This is a genomic window from Roseofilum halophilum BLCC-M91 (assembly GCF_030068445.1).
GTDB classification, from domain to species: Bacteria; Cyanobacteriota; Cyanobacteriia; order Cyanobacteriales; family Desertifilaceae; genus Roseofilum; species Roseofilum halophilum.
The window spans coordinates 1-19,302 of sequence record NZ_JAQPOK010000142.1 but is presented as its reverse complement, the minus strand read 5'-3'; the positions used below and the strand labels follow the sequence as shown (position 1 = coordinate 19,302).

20 protein-coding genes are annotated in these 19,302 nt (G+C 47.0%); 12 read left to right on the top strand and 8 right to left on the bottom strand.

Annotated features, from left to right (window positions below):
- Positions 1-345: 345 nt before the first annotated feature.
- Positions 346-1,350 carry a (S)-8-amino-7-oxononanoate synthase BioU gene (bioU, locus tag PJF56_RS18390; protein WP_283764163.1) on the bottom strand — a complete coding sequence of 335 codons (1,005 nt, stop codon included), beginning with the start codon at positions 1,348-1,350 and terminating at the stop codon, positions 346-348.
- Positions 1,351-1,662: 312 nt separating this feature from the next.
- On the opposite strand from bioU, the gene PJF56_RS18385 reads away from it, so the two are divergent.
- From PJF56_RS18385 to PJF56_RS18375, 3 genes are read left to right on the top strand one after another with little or no spacing between them, the layout of a single operon-like run.
- Positions 1,663-1,872: a DUF2997 domain-containing protein gene (locus PJF56_RS18385; RefSeq protein ID WP_283764162.1), complete on the top strand. Its 210-nt coding sequence runs from the start codon at positions 1,663-1,665 to the stop codon at positions 1,870-1,872.
- A 46-nt stretch (positions 1,873-1,918) separates the two neighbouring features.
- The gene (locus PJF56_RS18380; protein WP_283764161.1) at positions 1,919-2,305 is read left to right on the top strand and encodes a DUF1257 domain-containing protein; all 387 of its coding nucleotides are present in this window, start codon (positions 1,919-1,921) and stop codon (positions 2,303-2,305) included.
- The gene (locus tag PJF56_RS18375; RefSeq protein WP_283764160.1) at positions 2,305-2,751 is read left to right on the top strand and encodes a ferredoxin; all 447 of its coding nucleotides are present in this window, start codon (positions 2,305-2,307) and stop codon (positions 2,749-2,751) included. Before PJF56_RS18380 ends, PJF56_RS18375 begins: the two co-directional genes overlap by 1 nt.
- 63 nt (positions 2,752-2,814) lie before the next feature.
- On the opposite strand, the gene PJF56_RS18370 is transcribed toward PJF56_RS18375, so the two are convergent.
- The 5 genes from PJF56_RS18370 to PJF56_RS18350 all read right to left on the bottom strand — a co-directional run bounded on the left by PJF56_RS18370 (position 2,815) and on the right by PJF56_RS18350 (position 9,707).
- On the bottom strand, positions 2,815-4,032 hold the full coding sequence (locus tag PJF56_RS18370) for a cation:proton antiporter (protein WP_283764159.1): 1,218 nt from the start codon (positions 4,030-4,032) through the stop codon (positions 2,815-2,817).
- 365 nt (positions 4,033-4,397) lie between these two features.
- The gene (locus tag PJF56_RS18365) at positions 4,398-6,056 is read right to left on the bottom strand and encodes a hypothetical protein (RefSeq protein WP_283764158.1); all 1,659 of its coding nucleotides are present in this window, start codon (positions 6,054-6,056) and stop codon (positions 4,398-4,400) included.
- A gap of 400 nt (positions 6,057-6,456) precedes the next feature.
- The gene (locus PJF56_RS18360) at positions 6,457-7,404 is read right to left on the bottom strand and encodes an ABC transporter ATP-binding protein (RefSeq protein ID WP_283764157.1); all 948 of its coding nucleotides are present in this window, start codon (positions 7,402-7,404) and stop codon (positions 6,457-6,459) included.
- Between the two features lie 124 nt (positions 7,405-7,528).
- Positions 7,529-8,476 carry a succinate--CoA ligase subunit alpha gene (locus tag PJF56_RS18355; protein WP_283764156.1) on the bottom strand — a complete coding sequence of 316 codons (948 nt, stop codon included), beginning with the start codon at positions 8,474-8,476 and terminating at the stop codon, positions 7,529-7,531.
- Positions 8,477-8,510: 34 nt separating this feature from the next.
- Positions 8,511-9,707, bottom strand: a complete 1,197-nt coding sequence (locus tag PJF56_RS18350; RefSeq protein ID WP_283764155.1) for an ATP-grasp domain-containing protein — start codon at positions 9,705-9,707, stop codon at positions 8,511-8,513.
- A 159-nt stretch (positions 9,708-9,866) separates the two neighbouring features.
- On the opposite strand from PJF56_RS18350, the gene PJF56_RS18345 reads away from it, so the two are divergent.
- The 4 genes from PJF56_RS18345 to PJF56_RS18330 all read left to right on the top strand — a co-directional run bounded on the left by PJF56_RS18345 (position 9,867) and on the right by PJF56_RS18330 (position 12,830).
- Positions 9,867-10,460, top strand: a complete 594-nt coding sequence (locus PJF56_RS18345) for a sigma-70 family RNA polymerase sigma factor (protein ID WP_283764154.1) — start codon at positions 9,867-9,869, stop codon at positions 10,458-10,460.
- Entirely contained in the window at positions 10,457-10,849 is a 393-nt protein-coding gene (locus tag PJF56_RS18340; RefSeq protein WP_283764153.1) for a hypothetical protein, read from the top strand. Before PJF56_RS18345 ends, PJF56_RS18340 begins: the two co-directional genes overlap by 4 nt.
- Before the next feature lie 30 nt (positions 10,850-10,879).
- On the top strand, positions 10,880-11,425 hold the full coding sequence (locus PJF56_RS18335) for a Spy/CpxP family protein refolding chaperone (protein WP_430540898.1): 546 nt from the start codon (positions 10,880-10,882) through the stop codon (positions 11,423-11,425).
- A 256-nt stretch (positions 11,426-11,681) separates the two neighbouring features.
- The gene (locus PJF56_RS18330) at positions 11,682-12,830 is read left to right on the top strand and encodes a histidinol-phosphate transaminase (protein WP_283764151.1); all 1,149 of its coding nucleotides are present in this window, start codon (positions 11,682-11,684) and stop codon (positions 12,828-12,830) included.
- Between the two features lie 3 nt (positions 12,831-12,833).
- Here the strand turns inward: PJF56_RS18330 and PJF56_RS18325 are convergent, their stop codons facing one another.
- Positions 12,834-13,400, bottom strand: coding sequence for a hypothetical protein (locus tag PJF56_RS18325; RefSeq protein WP_283764150.1), 567 nt, complete (start codon positions 13,398-13,400; stop codon positions 12,834-12,836).
- Positions 13,401-13,902: 502 nt separating this feature from the next.
- On the opposite strand from PJF56_RS18325, the gene PJF56_RS18320 reads away from it, so the two are divergent.
- Complete coding sequence (locus tag PJF56_RS18320) at positions 13,903-14,571, top strand: sugar transferase (protein ID WP_283764149.1); 669 nt, start codon at positions 13,903-13,905, stop codon at positions 14,569-14,571.
- Between the two features lie 106 nt (positions 14,572-14,677).
- Here PJF56_RS18320 and galE read toward each other — a convergent pair whose 3' ends face one another.
- Positions 14,678-15,691 carry a UDP-glucose 4-epimerase GalE gene (galE, locus tag PJF56_RS18315; RefSeq protein ID WP_283764148.1) on the bottom strand — a complete coding sequence of 338 codons (1,014 nt, stop codon included), beginning with the start codon at positions 15,689-15,691 and terminating at the stop codon, positions 14,678-14,680.
- A 146-nt stretch (positions 15,692-15,837) separates the two neighbouring features.
- Between galE and PJF56_RS18310 the strand changes: the two genes are divergently transcribed.
- From PJF56_RS18310 to PJF56_RS18295, 4 genes are all read left to right on the top strand, one after another.
- Entirely contained in the window at positions 15,838-16,221 is a 384-nt protein-coding gene (locus PJF56_RS18310) for a DUF4346 domain-containing protein (protein WP_283764147.1), read from the top strand.
- A 171-nt stretch (positions 16,222-16,392) separates the two neighbouring features.
- Positions 16,393-17,469, top strand: coding sequence for a magnesium-protoporphyrin IX monomethyl ester (oxidative) cyclase (gene acsF / locus PJF56_RS18305; protein ID WP_283764146.1), 1,077 nt, complete (start codon positions 16,393-16,395; stop codon positions 17,467-17,469).
- 184 nt (positions 17,470-17,653) lie between these two features.
- Positions 17,654-18,346 carry a hypothetical protein gene (locus PJF56_RS18300; RefSeq protein WP_283764145.1) on the top strand — a complete coding sequence of 231 codons (693 nt, stop codon included), beginning with the start codon at positions 17,654-17,656 and terminating at the stop codon, positions 18,344-18,346.
- A gap of 163 nt (positions 18,347-18,509) precedes the next feature.
- Positions 18,510-18,971 carry a pentapeptide repeat-containing protein gene (locus PJF56_RS18295; protein WP_283764144.1) on the top strand — a complete coding sequence of 154 codons (462 nt, stop codon included), beginning with the start codon at positions 18,510-18,512 and terminating at the stop codon, positions 18,969-18,971.
- Positions 18,972-19,302: the final 331 nt, after the last annotated feature.

Sequence of the window (19,302 nt, the reverse complement as noted above, 5' to 3'; positions counted from 1 at the left end):
TCGATGTTATGAGGTACAGTAATCGAAATGTTCCTTGAGAGTGTTGTCCCATGAAAAGCCTGAAGAATGGGCACTCTAGCGTAAAAAATGGTTTTCCCATTACCCATTACCCATTACCCATTACCGCGCGAAGCGCTGTATAGTGCTGCGCCCTAGGCAATAGGCAAAAGTCTTGTTTTAGAATGAACGAGTAGGGGATTTCCGGCCAGAAATCCCCTACAACCATGTCTCATTGCCATTTGAAATCTAGCAAAGAATGCTCGGCCCCCAAACCCCCTGCTTAAAAAGCAGGGGGGGTTTCTCTACTGCCCACCCTACCCACTTGATACGAGGGCAAATCTCGATCTAGCGGACAAATTGGGGCATGACTTCAGCCGCAGTGAAGAGTCCGTGGATACCGCGACGATGGAAGGACATTCCGGCTTTGAGATAGCCAAAGGCTGGCCCGCAAACGTTGGCAGCCATGCTGGTTTCATCGCCTAGGGTGAAGGTATGGGTGGAGGTTTTGCCTTCAAAGGTGCGTCCGGTGAGTTGGACGTTGGTGCTGAGGGGTTTTTTGGGATTGCGGGTATCAACGATACCACCGACGGACACGCAGGATCGATCGCAGATTCCAGCTAATTCGAGCATAATATCATCGGCGTGTTCCATGTTTTCTAGGGCCAGAATGCCATTGGTTTTATCCAGGAGCGCTTCGATTTCGGCATCCGTCATCGCTCTGGCTTTCTCCACATCATAGCCAGGCATATGGGCAATATCTTCGCGAATGGTAGCCCGGTAAGCTTCCCAGTTGCCAATACCTACGCCAAAGGTGATTTTACACGAGTGAATTTCGGCATAACTTTGGGCAGCTAGAGCAGCAGCAGCAGTGAGCAAACCAGGGGTTGCACCGCATCCAGTCATGTAGGTAATTCCGGCTTTTTGCAGGTCATCTCGCAGCTCTAGCAGTTGTTCTACGGCACTGGTGCGTTTGAGGGCATCGACTAGCACCCCTTGCCAACCGGAGGCGATAAACTGCCGAGCAACATCGGCCATAAAGGTATTGGGGAGGTTAGGAAGGGCTAGAAAATAACCGTCTACAGCAGAAGCCTGTTGAATGAGGTCGGCAATGCTATTGTCGCTCAGGATTCCCCATGGCTCTAAATATCCTACTGTATGGCGATCGCCATACACCTGAGCGCAAGCATCCCCATCTAAGCCGTCCAGATTGTAAGCATAGCCCTTATGGTCAGCCACTGCCGTTAACCGCATTTCCCCTTTGGGAGCCAAAACCTTTGCCGCAGCTTGTCCCAAACCGCCAAAACCTAAAACACCAACACGCATCACCCCAATATTTTGGTTGTTCATCATCGTTACACCAATTTTTTGAACCTGACTAATCCTCCATTATCAACCATGGCGCGTCCTTCCTTCGCTCATCGCCCTCATGAGAAAGAATTACAAATGATAACGATTTATATCTTCCCCAGTGAACCTTCAAAGCCTTATAGATCAGGATTCTTGACGATTTGAGAAACTTGCGTCACACTGACCAATAATTGAGAACACACTTCAGGTGTGTCATAATTTTTGTTACGATTTGCATCATTATGATGCAGTTAAAAGCTGAGTTCATGCCTTTAAGCAAGAACCATAGGCTTTGTTTATCAGGGATAGACTCACATGGAAACCCTAGAGTTCGTGATTTACCCGGATGGTCGGGTAAAGGAAACCGTTACTGGCATTGTTGGATCATCTTGTGCAGAAGTGACCGCAGCGATTGAAGCTCAACTCGGTCATGTCCTCAAAGTTGAACCAACGGCTGAGTATTTTGCCCAAGTGCAACAGGAACAGAACGTTACCACCAATCAGGCTACATTTAGCCAGTGGTAATCATTTTGTCAACTGTATTTTGTATTTTTACGCCAAACAACCTGCCATGTCACACTTTAGTCAAATTAAAACTCAAATTCGCAATTTACAGGCTCTGAAAACTGCTTTAAGTGAGTTAGAGATGGATTGGAAATCTGGCCCTAGTCCGGTTCGCGGATATCAAGGGCAAACTCACGACGCTGAAGTGGTGATTGAACAAGAGAATGGTTACGATATCGGCTTTAGCTGGAATGGCCAACACTATGAATTGGTTTCAGATATGCAATTCTGGCAGCAGAATCTTTCCGTACAAGGGTTTATCAATAAAATTACTCAGCGCTACGCCTATCATACGGTGGTGCAAGAGACTGCCAAACAAGGGTTTCAAGTGGCAGAACAGCAAAAAAATGAGGATGGTTCGATTCGCTTAGTGCTGCAACGTTGGAGTGCATAATGGATGATTTTTATCCCCTTTCAACCGAGGATCAGGGTTTAGAACGCAGTGGACTAGAACCTGAATTAGGTGGTGTATGGCGGGATGAACCGGAACGGACAGGATTTGAACCCGAATTGGGGGGAATGCTGCGCCAGAAAGGGGTTTACGTGGATGAGGTAACCTGTATTGGGTGCAAACATTGCGCCCATGTGGCCCGAAATACGTTTTATATTGAAGACGAGTATGGGCGATCGCGGGTGATTCGGCAAGATGGAGACCCAGAAGAGCTGATTCAAGAGGCGATCGATACCTGTCCCGTAGACTGTATCCACTGGGTTGATTATACCGAACTCAAAGAACTCGAAGCCGAACGAAAATATCAGGTGATGCCTGTTCCTGGTTTTCCGATTAATCGAGCTTTGATGTCATCAACCCAACGCCGATTACACCAAAATCCTGAATAAATCAATAACCAAGGCTGTAGAGTAGGGGCGAACAGCCGATCGCCCCTACTTTTATTTTACGAATTACGGTTTGCTCAGAAGTTTTGGCCCGCTCCATTGAATACCGATCGCCCCCAAGGGTGCAGTGATCATGATACTCAAAACGGCGATCGCCAAAATTGTCTGTCCAGTAGCTTCCGTCATCGAGGTCATTTTACCGTCATAAAACAAACTCAGGGGCACTGCACCAATGGCCGCTTGTACCGTTGCTTTGGGCCAATAGGCGATCGTGCAAAAGATCTTTTCTTTAGTATTCAGATGGCACTTGAGCAGGGAAAGCCAGACCCCCAGACTGCGAGCAAGTAAGCCCAAAAACAGCATCAATACACCAATTCCCAACACCTCCACACTGATTTGATTGAGGTCTACCTGTGTGCCAATATAGACAAATAACAGAATTTCCGCTAACACCCAAACCTTACCAAATTTAGCCGCTAGGCGACGGGCGAGTATATCATATTTTTCTAGGATGACAAAGCCGATCGCCATAATTCCCAACAAACCGGCGATCGGAATCAGGTTTTTCACCGCATCAACTTCGGTAAATTCATAAAACAACACCGCAATCATCGTAAAAATAATTACTTTTTTCGTATCTCGGATATGATAGCGCTTAAAGAACCAAACTAGACCAAACCCAATCCCTACCCCAATGGCTGCACCGACGAAAATTCCCAGGGGAACACTTACTAATACATGGGTCAGATTCAAAGATTCACCGGTTGCTAAACCGACAAAAACGCCGAAAATAGTAATTGCAAAGACATCATCGACGGATGCACCGGCTAACACTAACGTGGGCACTTCCTTCTGTTTTCCCCAACCAGCATCCTTGAGTTCCAGCATCGACGGCACAACCACCGCAGGGGAAACGGCTGCTAAAATAAATCCCAGCATTCCCCCTTCAATCAAGGTTAAATTTAAGAGAAAATGAGATAAAAATAAAATTGTGGTTCCTTCAATAATTCCGGGAATAAAACTCAGGCGAATTGCTGGGCCGCCAATGGTGTTTAAGGTCGCTCGGTTAATGCCTAACCCGGCGCGAATCAAAATGACAATTAAGGCGACAGTTTTGAATTCTTTCAAGAGCGCTAAAACCGGATCGCTGGCCCAATCAAGAAAACTGGGGCCAATGATTAATCCCGTGGTTACTAATCCTAATAATCCCGGCAGGTTTATCCGTATAAACAGATAATAGAAGAGGAGCGCTACTAGGATGATTAAGGCGAATTCAAGTAACATCAATTAACAATTAACAATTAACAATTAACAATTTTCAGGTCGGCGACAGCCGAAACAATTGGGATTCGTAGGGGCGGGTTCACCAATAACCAGAACACCACCAATCACTTTTGTGAACCCGCCCAACACGACATCGAGACCCCACCAATTTTCTCCAACATCATATCGAAATCATCAGATCCGGTGGGTTGATCGGTGGGGTGGGGGCGGGTTGAGAGAATTGATATGTGGGTATTCTATATTGAGGTATAACCCGCCCCTACAGGATAATCAAGAAAAACCCCTACCCAGATGGAAGGGCTAGGGGAAATGAAAATCTAGATTAAAATCAGGAAGTGCTTTAATCCATTCTTCTCGATCGCTGATTAGGCATGACCCAAGGCTTTAGAGGCAGAAATACCGGCTTGGCGCAGTTGCCGCCCATATTGGGTACTGACTAAACCAACAACCGACCATTGGGTTAACACCGAGACCATAACTGTAAGGGCTGATGTATGGTTGAGGGCTTCCCAGGGAAAGATGGTAAACATCCAGAGCAGGGGTGCTTCTTCAGGATAGGCAGAGAGAACCAGGAATGCTAAGGGGAGTAGAGAAATTGCCCCACCGATCGCTGCGGTTGCCCAAATGCCGCTTTTCTTCGATTTCATCATCATAATCAGTTGGGCAACACTGGCATACACGAGCAGGACGGAAAAGCTCAATACCAGGTTAAAGATTCCATGGAGGATATCGTCTGTACCGCCAGGCCACATTAAGATCCAGGGTAGAATGATTAACTGAGCTTCGAGCAAATTTAAGGCGATCGCCAAAAGAGCTGGACTTTTCTCCCCAGACATCAGGTCTTGTAATAGTCCTTGATGGCGAGTTGCCGACATATGGCGATACCGGGCCCAATCTACACAAACCTGTCTTTGGGGAGACAAAGCCGCCATTAATCCAGCAAAGAAAATCAGGTTGAACACAAGCAGCACATAGAGATTATCAAACTCATATCCATGGGGAGCCAAACCCAGGGTAAACACGCTGAAACATCCGGTTAACCAAAACGACTGTTTTTTGCTGATTAGAGTCTGATTCGGATTGCGGAAACAGCGATCGATCACCAGCCAATTCCAGGCCGTCCATACCCCACAAGTTACTACCATGGCTAAACTTAAGCCGATCGCCGTCTGGCCAATGGGCAACACAAACCAGTGCCACTCCATGGAATGCTTGAGTAAATCGATAAGATCGTAATTAAAGAGCTGAATATTACCCAACCATTTTTCCCCAATCATATAGGGGATTAAACTAGACGGCGAAACCAATTTCAGGGCATCAATGGGCGCATCTTCGACCCGCATCAAGGCAGTGAAAAACAGAAACGCCGTCACCAAAGCACCGCCCAACCAAGCTTGAAATCCACCCATCCAATGGCTCACTAAACCCAACAGGATGGCACCACTGAAAAAGAAGGCGCTACAAGCCAATAGCACTCCATAATAGAGGGCCAATAATCCTAGGGACATATGCAGATTAAGCGCTGCCCACAGATGAAGGGGAAAAGCTAGGAAACAGCCCAAATAGAGTAAGCTAGGGGCCCCTAGAAGTTTACCTAAGAGAATTTTCTGGGTAGATTGGGGACTCAGGCGAATAAAATTCAGGGTTCCCTTGCGCTCTTCTCGGTCAAGGTCACTAATAATTAAATAGGTTCCGCCTACTAATAGGGCAAATATGCCGACCACGGTTAACCAGACAAAGACATCTGACCACCACAGTTGCCAGTTGATTTCGAGATGACCCAACGGATCGATCAAACAACGAAACTCTTCATAGTAGTATTTTGGGTTGCCTCCAGTACAGTAGCGGTGATATTCACTATGGCGAGTGGGTAATTCATTCAGGAAGCCAAAGAGTACCAAGACTTGGGTAAATAAAGACATACCACCAGCCACCATGATATTCCGAGTCTTAAACCGACCTTTGACTTCTCGGAATAGTTGGGGGTTAATTTCCCCAATAATGTTCATTAAATCTAGTCTCATCTTCATATATCCTTTACAGAGGGCACAGGGTTGAAATCTGTATATAGCGTTTTCATTTGAGACGTGAACCGGGAATGCCCTCTCCCTATATCCCTCTCCCAAGGGAGAGGGACTTCTGCTCCCCTTCTCCCGTGGGAGAAGGGGCTGGGGGATGAGGGCAACCGTTGCGGCGATCGCCGACCTGAACATGACTCAGTTAAAAACGCTATATCTAGCATTTTCATGGGAGACGTGAACCGGGAATGCCCTCTCCCTATATCCCTCTCCCACGGGAGAGGGACTTTTGCTCCCCTTCTCCCACGGGAGAAGGGGCTGGGGGATGAGGGCAACCGTTGATAACTCATTTGAAAATGCTACAGATAGATATCTGCATATCCAGTTACAGATGTTCGTCCTTAGATTAAGATGCTTGCTTATGACCGAGTTTCAGGAAGATGGTTTCTAAATCTTCCTGAGTCGAGTAAAACTCAGTTACGGGTAAATTAGCACCCACGAGCGATCGCAACAACTGGGCGCTTTCTTCTGGGGTTCCGTTAAAGTTAACCCGCAAATGTCCCGATGAGAGGCTTTCCCATCCGTCCACCTGGGGAAAGTGTTTCAGTTCTGTGATCAGGGCATCTTGAGATCCCAGGGTGGCGATCGAGATTTGTTGGCGACTTAGGCGCTGATACAAATCTTTTAGGCTTGTGCTTTCGACTAAATAGCCCAGTTCCATGATACCCACAGATGTACAGAGTTCCGCCAAGTCACTGAGAACATGGGAAGAAATTAAAACCGTCATTCCCGCTTCTTGGAGAGCTTTGATAATTTCCCGAAACTGCCTTCGCGCAATGGGGTCTAATCCTGATACCGGTTCATCGAGCAATAACACAATGGGTTCATGGATAATGGTTCGGGCTAGGGAAAGCCGTTGTTTCATCCCCCGCGAGAGGGTGAAAATCTGACTATTGCGCTTATTTCCCAGTTGTACCAGTTCTAGCACATCATAGAGGCGTTGCCGACGGCGGGGGTCTTTGAGTTGATATAAGCGGGCAAAATAGTCTAAATAATCCCAAACCGTGAGGTCGTCATACACGGGGAAATCGTCCGGTAGATAACCAATGCGCCGTTTCAGGGTGGGGTTAGAATGGTCTCGGAGGAGGCGATCGCCGTTAATATAAATTTCCCCTGTAGTCGGTTCTTCGGCTGCTGCTAACATGCGAATTAAGGTTGTTTTCCCTGCACCATTGGGGCCAATTAAACCGTAGACTTCACCGAGTCCGACTTCTAAATCTAAGTCATTGACTGCGATATGGCGGTCAAATTGCTTGGTCAGTCCAGAGGTACGGATTGCCAGTTCTTTTTCCATAATCCTTAATCTAAAACTTAACTATCAGCCTAGCCTCTGGGACTCAGATTTGGCAGTAGTGTTTCCAAAAGTGTAACTATTCGCTCACCTTTTTCTCTGGCGATCGCTCAAGCCCCACGATCGCTTATGACTTCTTCGTGTTTTTTGCGGGTGAAGTCCGTTTTAATTTAGTCTTGAGTAACCTGGGAATATCCGCCGGTTTCTCAGCCACAGGAATTTTACCCGATTTAAACGCTTCTAACTTGCGATCGCTGATATCTTTACTCACCATCGAACCCCGTCCCGCTTTCATCTCTGTGACCAATAACCGGGAAGCAATTAAGGTCGCTGCATGGCCCTTACGCCGGGGTTGGGGGGCACGTTGACCCGCTAAATAAGCGACCACCGGTTTATCAATCGCTTCGATGATATATTCGGCCGCTTGTTCCTCGCCCCCTAAACCATCAATCTCACCGACCAAAACGATCGCATCAGTTTGCTCATCTTCTTCTAAAATCTGTAACCATTGGGCAAACGAAGACCCTAAAATGGTTTCTCGACCTAAACCCACGCCTACAGATTGACCAAATCCGGCCTTGCTTAACTCTAAAGCCACCTGATAGGTCAGAGTATCGGCGCAACTAATCAGACCAATGCGGCCGGGAGTATAACATTGGCTGGGATGGGTTCCCAGTAGCACTTGACCGGGGACAATAATCCCCGGACAATTGGGCCCCAAGACTAAAGTTTCCGTGACTTCGGCTTTTCGCAACAACTTCACCATATCCAGGGGAGGCATTCCAGAGGGAATTAAAATCAGATGGCGAATTCCAGCCGCGATCGCCTCTAGGGCCGCATCGAGCATTTCATAGGGCGGTACAAAAATTAACGAAGTATCAATCCCCTCCACCCGATGAACCGCCTCTTCCACCAAATCAAACGTGGGAATGCCTTCAATATCTTGTCCCCCTTCTCCTGCACTCACTCCCGCCACCACATTCGTGCCATACTCTTTCATTAACCGGGCATGGACTCGTCCTAAAGCCTGGGTAATTCCTTGGACTAACACTTTTTGAGTATGACTAAAGTTCATGGGTAATTAGGGCACTTGTTTGAGGGAACACTTACTATTGACTGGGAACCAAAGCCGCTTTAATGGCTGCTTCTAGGTCTTCTATCCAGGTAATTTGAAACTGAGCTAACCGCTCTTCAATCTCCGGACTCAAAGGATCGCCAACCAGCCTCAGAATAACGGGAACATTAGAGTTAGGCACTGATCGAGATCGCCGCTCTAATCCTTTCACGATCACTTCCACAATCCGATCGCTCGGCGTTAAGCTGCTTACCAAATTCACCAACAAAATCTCTACATCTTCCTGATCGAGTACCAATTCTAATCCGCGCTCGATCCGATCGCAGAGTTGATCGGCCAGCCATCCCCCTTGAAAGTCCCCAGCAATATCTAAACACCGGGCTGGATGGCCGCCGCTACTATAGATTAAATCCAGGGTGGCCATCATCAATCCTGTCCCATTGGATAACACGCCTATACTGCCTTCTAAATCCATCTGATGGAAGCCCAAACTTTGAACCCCATCTCCTTCCGGGGGGCGATCGCCATTCTTGGCTGAGGTCAATGGAAGCGGATCAATGAAGCCAGAATCATTTTTAATCCACAATTCCACCCAACCTCGATGGCGGTTTAAGGCCTCGTCATTCACCGTTACCTTACCATCTAAAGCCATCACACTACCATCGGGACTCACGCCCAACGGATTAATTTCCACCAGATCCAGATCTTTATCCACAAACAACCGATACATTTTTTCAATAATCTGGCTGACGGATTGAATTAATCGCCCCTGGAGTCCCATCCTCAACACCAAACGGCGAGCATAAAACGGTGAAAAGCCCTGATCCACCACCACCACTTGCATGTGTTCCATCACCGCATCGAGATCGACACCGCCTTTGTTGGAGCCTAACAGCACTGGCCGTCTCGCATGGGTATCCAAAACGACTGCTAAATACAATTCGCGATCGGCATTGTATTTAGCTTCTGCCAAAATCACATCTGGATAATCGCCCATAATCGGTAAATTGACGATCGCCTGGGCCGCTGCCACCGCATCAATCGTATTTTCCGCAAATTTCACCCCTCCGGCCCGACCCCGACCTCCAGCACGCACTTGAGATTTTAAGACCACGGGATAGGGAATCTTCAATCCTTTCAAGTCAGCCGGATGGTTGATGCACTGAGACGGCAAGATAGGAATGCCAATCTCCGCAAATAATTCCTTAGCCTGATACTCTAGTAGATCCATATAAAATTAGGGGTTAGACAAGATGGGTGATTTGTAATCTTTCATTTTATCTAGAATTTAAATCTCTAGAATTTAAATTTATCACTGACCCGATTGAACCTTCTGTCCCTCCCCACAGTCTAAATATACAGAAATCACCAATGACGAGGAACGGGTTTAGTGGCTGCTAGATTAGCTCATCTTTGGGGGACTCACCTAAGCGGTGGGTCAGAAGCCTTAGAGAATGACTCACAATTAGTCCATCAATGTCTTCACGGAGATCCCCAGAGCTATCGCCCATTATATCGCCGTTATCAATCCCAGGTTCGCTCTACCCTCTATCAACTCTGTGGGCCGTCTCACTTGGATGATTTGGTTCAGGAGGTGTTTTTACGAGCCTGGAAAGGACTACCCAAGTTCCGGAAAACGGCCAAGTTTTCCACTTGGCTCTACCGCATTACTTGTAATGTAGCCTCGGATCGACGGCGACAATTGGCTAAACAAAATCAATTGTCCTTGAATGTGGATCTTTTGTCTGTGTCTGAAGACACATCGGATTTAATGCAACTTCATTACCAAGATGTGGTGCGTCGGGGTCTAGAACAATTGACTTGGGAACACCGCACGGTTCTGGTTTTGCATGATTTGGAAGATCTGCCGCAAAAGGAGATTGCCCAGGTTTTACAGATCCCTGTGGGGACAGTGAAATCCAGGCTATTTCATGGTCGAACTGCCATGCGTAAGTTTTTGGAAGAACAGGGAGTGCAATTATGAAGCCGATCGATCCTCACTCTTCACCGGGTGACGCTGAAAAAGACGATCGCCTGGTTGAGTTTCTGCATCAATACCGGCCTTGTCCTCCACCGGAGGCAATGGGTCTGGAAGAGCAGATTGTGCAAGACATTCAGCGCCTTACTCCTGAACAGACGGTGACCCGCAGCAGGAGAAAGGTTTGGGTTTTCGGGGCGATCGCCGCGAGTCTGGTTTTGGCGATCGGTGGATATGCTCGCTGGTCTACACAACTGGCAAACCAACCCCTATCGGAAGCAGAAATCGCGTCATTGGATCGATTTTTACAAGACACTTGGCAAGGGATCGGTCAAACCTCTTCCTCTGTCGAAGATCCGTGGTTTCTATGGGAAGATTCCCCATCAACAAATTAGTTGTTTATTCAATCTTAGAGGTATCTCAAAATGATGTCGGTTAAACCTATGAATATTGCTCGTGTTTGTGCGGTGACCTTCGCCTTGTTGGTTATCGGTGGGGGAATGGCTGAAGCTAGACCCCGTGGGAATTGGGAGGGTCAGGGTACGAGGGTTGCTCAACGAGGAGGCCGCGGCCAGGGCGGGCCCAATGGGGGATTGATGCAACAGTTGAATCTGTCTGAACAACAGCAACAGCAAATTCAAGCGATTCGAGAGCGCTATCAACCCCAATTGGAACAAGGTCGAGAGGCGATGAAGCAAGCTCATGAGCAGTTCCGGAATTTAATGACGGGAAATGCTAATGAGAGCCAAGTTCGGGCCCAACATCAGCAGATCCAACAATTGGCTCAACAAATGGGGAGTCTTCGTTTTGAGAGCATGATGGAAATTCGTAATGTTCTCGATGCGAGCCAAAGGCAACAGTTTGCTGAGATGATGGATGAAAGACGCGATCGCTTTTCCAATGGCCCAGGGAATCGTCGGGGGAATCGACCGGGTGGGAATAATCCGAATGTTGACAATTCTCAATTTTAAGTCATCGTAGGGTAGGCAGTCATCGTAGGGGCGGGTTCACCAACCACTTAGACATCCCACCAATAACCTTTGTAAACCCGCCCCTTGTATCTTAAAAGAATCGCCCTCTTCTCCTGCCCACCCTACATTTCTTCAAGAATAGTGGTTTTACCATTACCCTTCTGCCCATTACCCATTACCCATTACCCATTACCAGGGCTATAAAATTTGATATGCTGATCCCATCTTCACCGCTACTTCTGAGTTAGTTAAGTCTATGTTGTCTTTCATTCGTCCGGCGATCGCCCAACTGAGTGCCTATAAACCCCATCCAGGAAGCATCACCGGAGATGCGGCAAGTCATTCCCCAGTGTTGGATCGACTCGATACCAATGAAAGCGCTAACGATTTACCTAAAGAGCTGAAACAGAAATTAGCCCAACTCTATCTGCATCCCCTGGAGGCGAATCGCTATCCAGATGGCAGTCATCATCAATTAAAAGAGGCGATCGCCCAATATGTGAATGAATCGGCCCAGCTCACACCAGAATCGGCCCTTTCCTCTGCTCAAATTTGCCTAGGAAATGGCTCCGATGAACTGATTCGCTCGATCCTGATGGCTACTTGTTTAGGTGAGAGCGCCGGGATTTTAACCGCTAATCCCACCTTCTCCATGTATGGGATTTTAGCCCAAACCCTGGGGATTCCTGTCGTTACTGTCGATCGCGATTCCCAAACCTTTGAAACCGATCTGCAAGCGGCTCAAAACGCCATAGACTCCCCTCGTCCTCCGATTCGGGTCGTGTTTATGGTACATCCTAACTCCCCCACCGGTAACCCCCTCACAACTCAAGAAATCCAGTGGTTAGAACAACTGCCTCCAGAGATTTTGGTCGTCATTGACGAAGCCTATTTTGAATTTAGTCAGCATACCCTCGTGCCTGAATTTGATCGACACCCCAATTGGGTGATATTACGCACCTTTTCCAAAGCTTTTCGGTTAGCCTCCCATCGCGTCGGTTATGCCATTGGTCACCCTGAATTTATTGAGGCTCTAGAAAAAGTCCGCCTCCCTTATAACTTACCCACCTTCTCCCAGCTTGCGGCCCTGTTGGTACTTCAAAATCGTCAACCCCTTCTCAGCGCCATTGACCCACTGTTGCAAGAGAGAGAACATCTCAAAGAGAGATTAAATCAAATTTCTCAACTGAACGTTTGGCCCAGTGCAGCGAATTTTCTCTACGCTCGCCTACATTCTACAGCCCAACTCACTCATCAAGAAATCGGCGATCGCCTAAAAGCCCAAGGCACTCTCATTCGTCATACCGGAGGAGGGTTACGGATTACGATTGGCAACCCCGACGAAAATCAACGCACGTACCAAAGACTCAACAGCCTTTTTGCCTCAGTTGCCATCCCTAACTGACGTTCAACTGAGCAATCGAGCTTCATGGATCGTCTCTGGAAAAACGCCCACCATCAATGATAAAGCCTCATCAGGTATGGTGGACAAGGTTTTAGCGCCGAAAAATGCTTCAAAATGCTGAAGAATCTTTTGCGCCCGATTGAGAGGGATGGTTTGCTCTGTAAATTGGTGGGTAAAGCGAATCCATTGAAGGCGAATTAAATAAGCCTGCCTTCGCTCCTCCCAATTGTCTGGAGATACGAGATCCAGATTGCCCACAGGTAAGAACCCATGACAATCTGAATCACAGTTTCCACCTACAGCAGCCCCAGGGCCAGCAAATTCTGCATGATAGCGTTTATAGACGATCAGTCCATTGCGACGGCTCTTATTGACCATCAACAATTTTCCTGATTTCAATTGACTCAAGGGATCGAGATCGGACACCTCTAACACCGTTTGACCAAGTTTGCGAGTATGAGATGGGTTATGTGTGGGATTCCCCTGAACGGCATGAACTCCAGGATGTGAAGTCGAGCCAGCTTTTGGGGAAGGAGAAGATTGGTAGCAGTTTAGATTATTGCTATCCATTTGCGATCGTAGTCGGTGAAGTTCACAAGATGTTATGACGGAGAATGGGACATTTGGCTCGATAGCCATGGATCATTCGGATATATTCCGAAACAAACCTAGTTTAAGTGCATTAACTCTAGGTGGCAACGGTTATCCCATTACTTCTTGCCAAGAAGATGCATCCGACCCAAGATAGATTCAGATCGTTTAGGGATTGACTAGGGATGCCATGAACTCGAAAGAATTGACCTTTCGGCGATCGCTCGTTTCATCAATCCACTAACCTTTTCAGATTCATTGTTACATTTATTGGATCTATCTTTCAGTATAAATCCTATCGTTAGTTCCTAACCTAACTTCATCAAAACTTCATATAACTGATGGAATAGGGCCACTATTTTAAAGATTTCAACAAGCTTCAGTCTTAGCCCTACACAACGCTCAAAGGGTTGACTTAGTATGGAAGTATCTTAAACATAGCCAGCATCAAGTTCCATAAGTTCCTCACCTATATTGCCTTATGAACAGCAATTATTCCCTCGGCTCAAGCTGGGAGTTAGTATCAGTTTTACCAAGACCTAACCATCCTTCCACGGATTGTCCGATTAAACGGGGCATCGATATTGTCGGCAGTCTAGTAGGTTTACTGATTCTAGCTCTGATCTTTATCCCGATCGCCATTGCTATTAAACTTGATAGTCCTGGGCCGATTTTCTTCAGTCAGCGTCGCTATGGACTTCATGGTAAGCCCTTTACGATTTATAAGTTTCGCTCGATGGTCATGAATGCCGATCTGCTCAAAGCCAAGGTGGAAAATCGCGCCAAGGGTCTGATTTTCAAAAATGATTCCGATCCCCGCGTGACTAAGGTGGGGAACTTTTTACGCAAAACCAGTTTAGATGAGTTTCCCCAATTCTGGAATGTGTTGCTGGGAGAAATGAGCTTAGTCGGGACTCGCCCCCCCATCCATGAGGAAGTGATTCGCTACAAACCCCATCATTGGAGACGCTTGGATGTGAAGCCGGGTTTAACCGGACAGTGGCAGGTGAAGGGACGCTCTTTAGTGAAGAATTTTGAGGATATTGTGAGTTTGGATTTAGAATACCAGTCTCTCTGGACTCCTCTCTACGATTTAGAACTGATTTGGAAAACCATTCATGTGGTTTTACGTCGGACAGGTGCTTGTTAAGAGATTGAGCTAGGTTTAAGGTGACACTGTAGGGGTCAACAGATGTTGATAAGGTAGGGGGATGGAGGGACTGGGAGACACGCAGAAATGTCCGATTCCTGATGCCCTATTCCTGATTCCCTATTCCATGCCTCGACTGATGCCATTGCCAGGCATGGCGAATAATGGTTTCTACATCCGGATAGAGGGGATTCCAGTTGAGGAGAGTTCTGGCTTTGTCGCTACTACCCACTAATATAGGGGTATCTCCGGGCCGGCGATCGCACTCAATGGCTTTAATTTCACATCCAGTCACTTGGCGAGCAGTTTCAATCACTTGTCTGACGGAAAAGCCATTGCCATTACCGAGATTAAATACTTCACTTTCGCCCCCGTTTAACAGGTACTCTAAACCCAGCACATGGGCAGCCGCTAAATCCACCACATGGATGTAATCTCGCAGACAGGTTCCGTCTTCGGTATTATAATCTGTACCGAAAATGGACAACGATTCTCGTTTTCCTAAAGCGGTGTGTAGTGCCAAGGGAATCAAATGGGTTTCCGGATGATGATCTTCGCCCAATAAGCCTCCGGGTTCGGCTCCAGCCGCGTTAAAATAGCGAAAACGGACGGATTTTAAGCCATAGGCGCGATCGAAATCGGTTAAAATCCGCTCTACCATGGCCTTGCTTGCAGCGTAGGGACTCATGGGATTTTGGGGATGATCTTCGGGGATAGGGAGGGTTTGGGGTTCTCCGTAAATGGCGCAAGTGGAAGAGAAGACTAACTGATTGACATTTGCGGCTAACATGGCTTCGAGTAGGGTTAATGTGCCATGAACGTTATTGCTGTAGTACATGCCCGGTTTTTGCACGGACTCCCCCACGGCAATAAAGGCGGCAAAGTGCATCACCGCCGCGATAGGATAGGTTTGGAAGATTTGATCGAGCAGGAGGCGATCGCCAATATCCCCAACAATTAAAGGGACTTTGAGAACATTTTCAACTAAATCTTGATGGCCATAGCTGAGATTATCTAGAATAATCACCTCATAGTCGGCCTGTTTCAAGGCTAATACAGCATGGGAGCCAATATAGCCTGCTCCACCGGTTACTAAAATAGTTGGTTTTGCTTGCGCCACCTGAAAATCCCCTTATCTATGGATATTTGGATATTTGTGTAGTAGTTGCCTGCCCTAAATCTTTATTTTCCTTGGAATCCGTTCCCCAGAAATCTTACACTAGATCGGGTTATGGGTGAAGAAACTCAATAATCCATCTTAAAGTTATGACTGACATTGCCCAAGAGATTACTGCCATTGATGACCAACTCTCGAAACGAGATATTGCTCTCGATCCGGGCGGGTATTATATTATTTACCTGGATCGAGAGGCTCGGCTGATTTGTGCCAAGCATTTTACTAATATTATTAACGATCGCGGTCTAGCGGCCGATCCGGAAACTGGAGAAGTAATTCCTGCGAAAGGGAAAGTGGAACGCACTGCCAGTCAAGTTTACACGGCGCGAACGGCGAAGGAACTCTGTGTGAAACTCTTTGAAACCGATTCTCCTGGCGCGGTGACGATGTTCGATCATGCGGCGTATCTGGGACGGGAGTTGATGCGGGCGGAGTTTGCCCTCATTCACGGTACTGAGTATATCCAAGATTGAGGAAAATTAAGAAATGTAACAATATTGTTGCAACTCTTAACATGAAAATGGCGATCGCTGCCTCAGACCTTGTTAGACTAAGACCCTAGATGCTTTAAATTCCTCCTTCACCGGAGATCCAAACCCCCTTAAGGGAAGCGCTCATAACTCAAAACCAATTGTTAAAGACCTATGGTAAGCTCGGCTGAAAAAACCGTTTTTCAAGAAATCCGTCCCGGCGTAAAAGTTCCGGCTAAGGAAACGATCCTCACTCCTCGATTCTACACCACGGATTTTGATGAGATGGCTAACATGGACATCTCTGTGAATGAAGCAGAATTACAAGCCATTCTGGAAGAATTCAGAACAGATTATAATCGCCATCACTTTGTTCGCGACGAGGAATTTAACCAATCCTGGGATCGTATTGATGGTGAAACTCGTCGGTTATTTGTAGAATTTCTAGAACGCTCTTGCACGGCGGAGTTTTCCGGTTTCTTACTCTATAAAGAACTAGGCCGTCGCCTCAAGGGTAAAAGCCCAGTTTTAGCAGAATGCTTTAATTTAATGTCCCGTGACGAAGCTCGTCATGCTGGATTTTTGAATAAAGCCATGTCTGACTTTAATCTCTCCCTAGATTTGGGCTTTTTGACGAAAAGTCGCAGTTATACCTTCTTCAAGCCTAAGTTTATTTTCTACGCCACCTACTTGTCTGAGAAAATTGGCTACTGGCGCTATATCACCATCTATCGCCATTTAGAACAACACCCTGAAGATAGAATTTATCCCATCTTCCGCTTCTTTGAAAATTGGTGTCAGGATGAAAACCGCCATGGTGATTTCTTTGATGCCATTATGAAGTCTCAGCCCCAAATCCTGAACGATTGGAAAGCTAAACTGTGGAGTCGCTTCTTCCTGTTGTCGGTGTTTGCGACCATGTTCCTGAACGATATTCAACGGTCAGATTTCTATGCGTCTATTGGTTTGGATGCTCGTGAATATGATATTTACGTGATTCAGAAAACCAATGAAACGGCGGGTCGGGTATTCCCGGTTATGTTAGACGTAGAGAATCCCAAATTCTATGAATATTTGGATATTTGCGTCGAGAACAATAAGAAATTGCGGGAAATTGATGCTTCTAGCAGTCCCAAGTTCTTGAAACCTCTGCAAAAGCTTCCCCACTTCCTGTCTAATGGCGTGCAGTTCATCAAACTGTATTTCATGAAGCCGGTTGATACGACTCAGATGGAAGGCGCTGTCCTTTAATGTGATTGTTTTCATGAGGTCAAAGGGTTCTGTCAGGATTGGCAGACCCTTTTTCTTGGGTTGAAAGAGTATGTAGCGTTTTCAAATGAGTTATCAACGGTTGCCCCTCATCCCCCAGCCCCCTTCGGCTTCGCTCAGGACAAGCCTTCTCCCGCAGGAGAAGGGGAGTAGAAGTCCCTCTCCTGTGGGAGAGGGATATAGGGAGAGGGCAAAATCTCTCCTCTATCTCATCCTGGGGTCAGTCGTGGGATTATGGGGGCTGGAAATTGCCGCCTATGCTGATGCGGTTGATGTGCCGCCAGAGGTTTTAGAAGAGTCTCCAGTCTTACAACGTTGGCAAGAGGAAGTGCCGAATGTACTAGAGGAGATCCAAAGCGATCCGAGTCTTCCCACCCGACTCAAGTTCGGATATTCCCAGTTTCCGTCCTCAGATCATCTGGGGGGGTTTCATCTGGGGTTGGAAGATTGGTGGGTGGGGAAAACGGGGTTAAGTGTGAGTGGGGGGTATGAGGGATCGTTTGGGGGTGAGCGATCGCACCTATCCCTGGATATTCATTATCATTTACTACCCCTAGGTGGATACTTTAACGTAGCGCCTGTCTTAGGCTATCACCATCTGGGAACTCCGGACTATTCAAGAGGAGGAGTTAACTTAGGGGTGCGCCTGATCCTGATTCCCTCACGGGGAGGCGGTACAGATTTATCCCTCTCGCAAACCTTTGTCAATCCAGGAAGTGGCACAGAAATTGGTTTAACGACCCTCTCGATGGGTTATGCTTTAACTGAGCAGTGGCGGTTAGGAACGGAGATTGAAAAGCAGAATTCCAGCGATCGCAAAGATAGTCGAATCAGTATTGGTTTAGAATGGATGTTTTAGCTTCAGTAACTAGCTAAATAATTATACCATAGCTAAGGCGATCGCACATCCTCCACAGGAATGAACTGTAAATCCTCCACCTGGAGGAAGAAATTCTTCAAGGATTTGCCTATACTCATAACCATAACATCCGATCTATACACCAGTGTGGGAGGCAGAAAATATGAAACTTACCAATGCAGCCGTTTTAGCCTTATTTACTCCTCTTCTATGGTTCAGTCCGGCTAAAGCTGAAAATCCCCATCACGTTCAACAACTGCTGGAAACTCGCGCTTGCATGGGATGTGACCTCTCTGGTGCAGATTTAAGTGTACAACATCTGATTGGTGCAGACTTACGCAATGCGGATTTATCAGATGCCAATTTGACCGAAGCGAACTTAGAAGGCGCAGATCTGACCGGTGCTAATCTGGAAGGCGCTAACCTTACGGATGCTTTCCTCAATCAAGCCAGTTTACATGACGCGAATCTGGTTGACGTTAATTTTACCCGTGCATCTCTGATTGAAGTCGATGTTACGGAAGCCAAGATGGAAGACCTGACGATTACAGAAGCGACCATTTACAATACCCAAATCGGGGTAGGTGGAGCAGCTCCGGAACCGGGTGAAGATGTAGAATTTTAGGGCGGACTTCTAAAAAACAGGGATGAAAATGCCGCAATTAATATCAAATATAGGGCGGTAGGGCATTCTGTCCTTCTGCGACTGCTGCATAAACCGCTACCCGGTCTAGATGCCAATTTTAAGTTTTAATTGAATGGGTCATTGATATTATGAAACGAGGCTAGAACCCCCCCATCCCCCCATCTCCCCTCATACAGCGCTTCGCGCGGTAATGAGGTACAGTCAGAAAAGATCCCCCTAAATCCCCCTTAAAAAGGGGGACTTTTACTGCCCCCCTTTTTAAGGGGGGTTGGGGGGATCGAAATGTACCGCATAGCAGCGAAAACTGCTG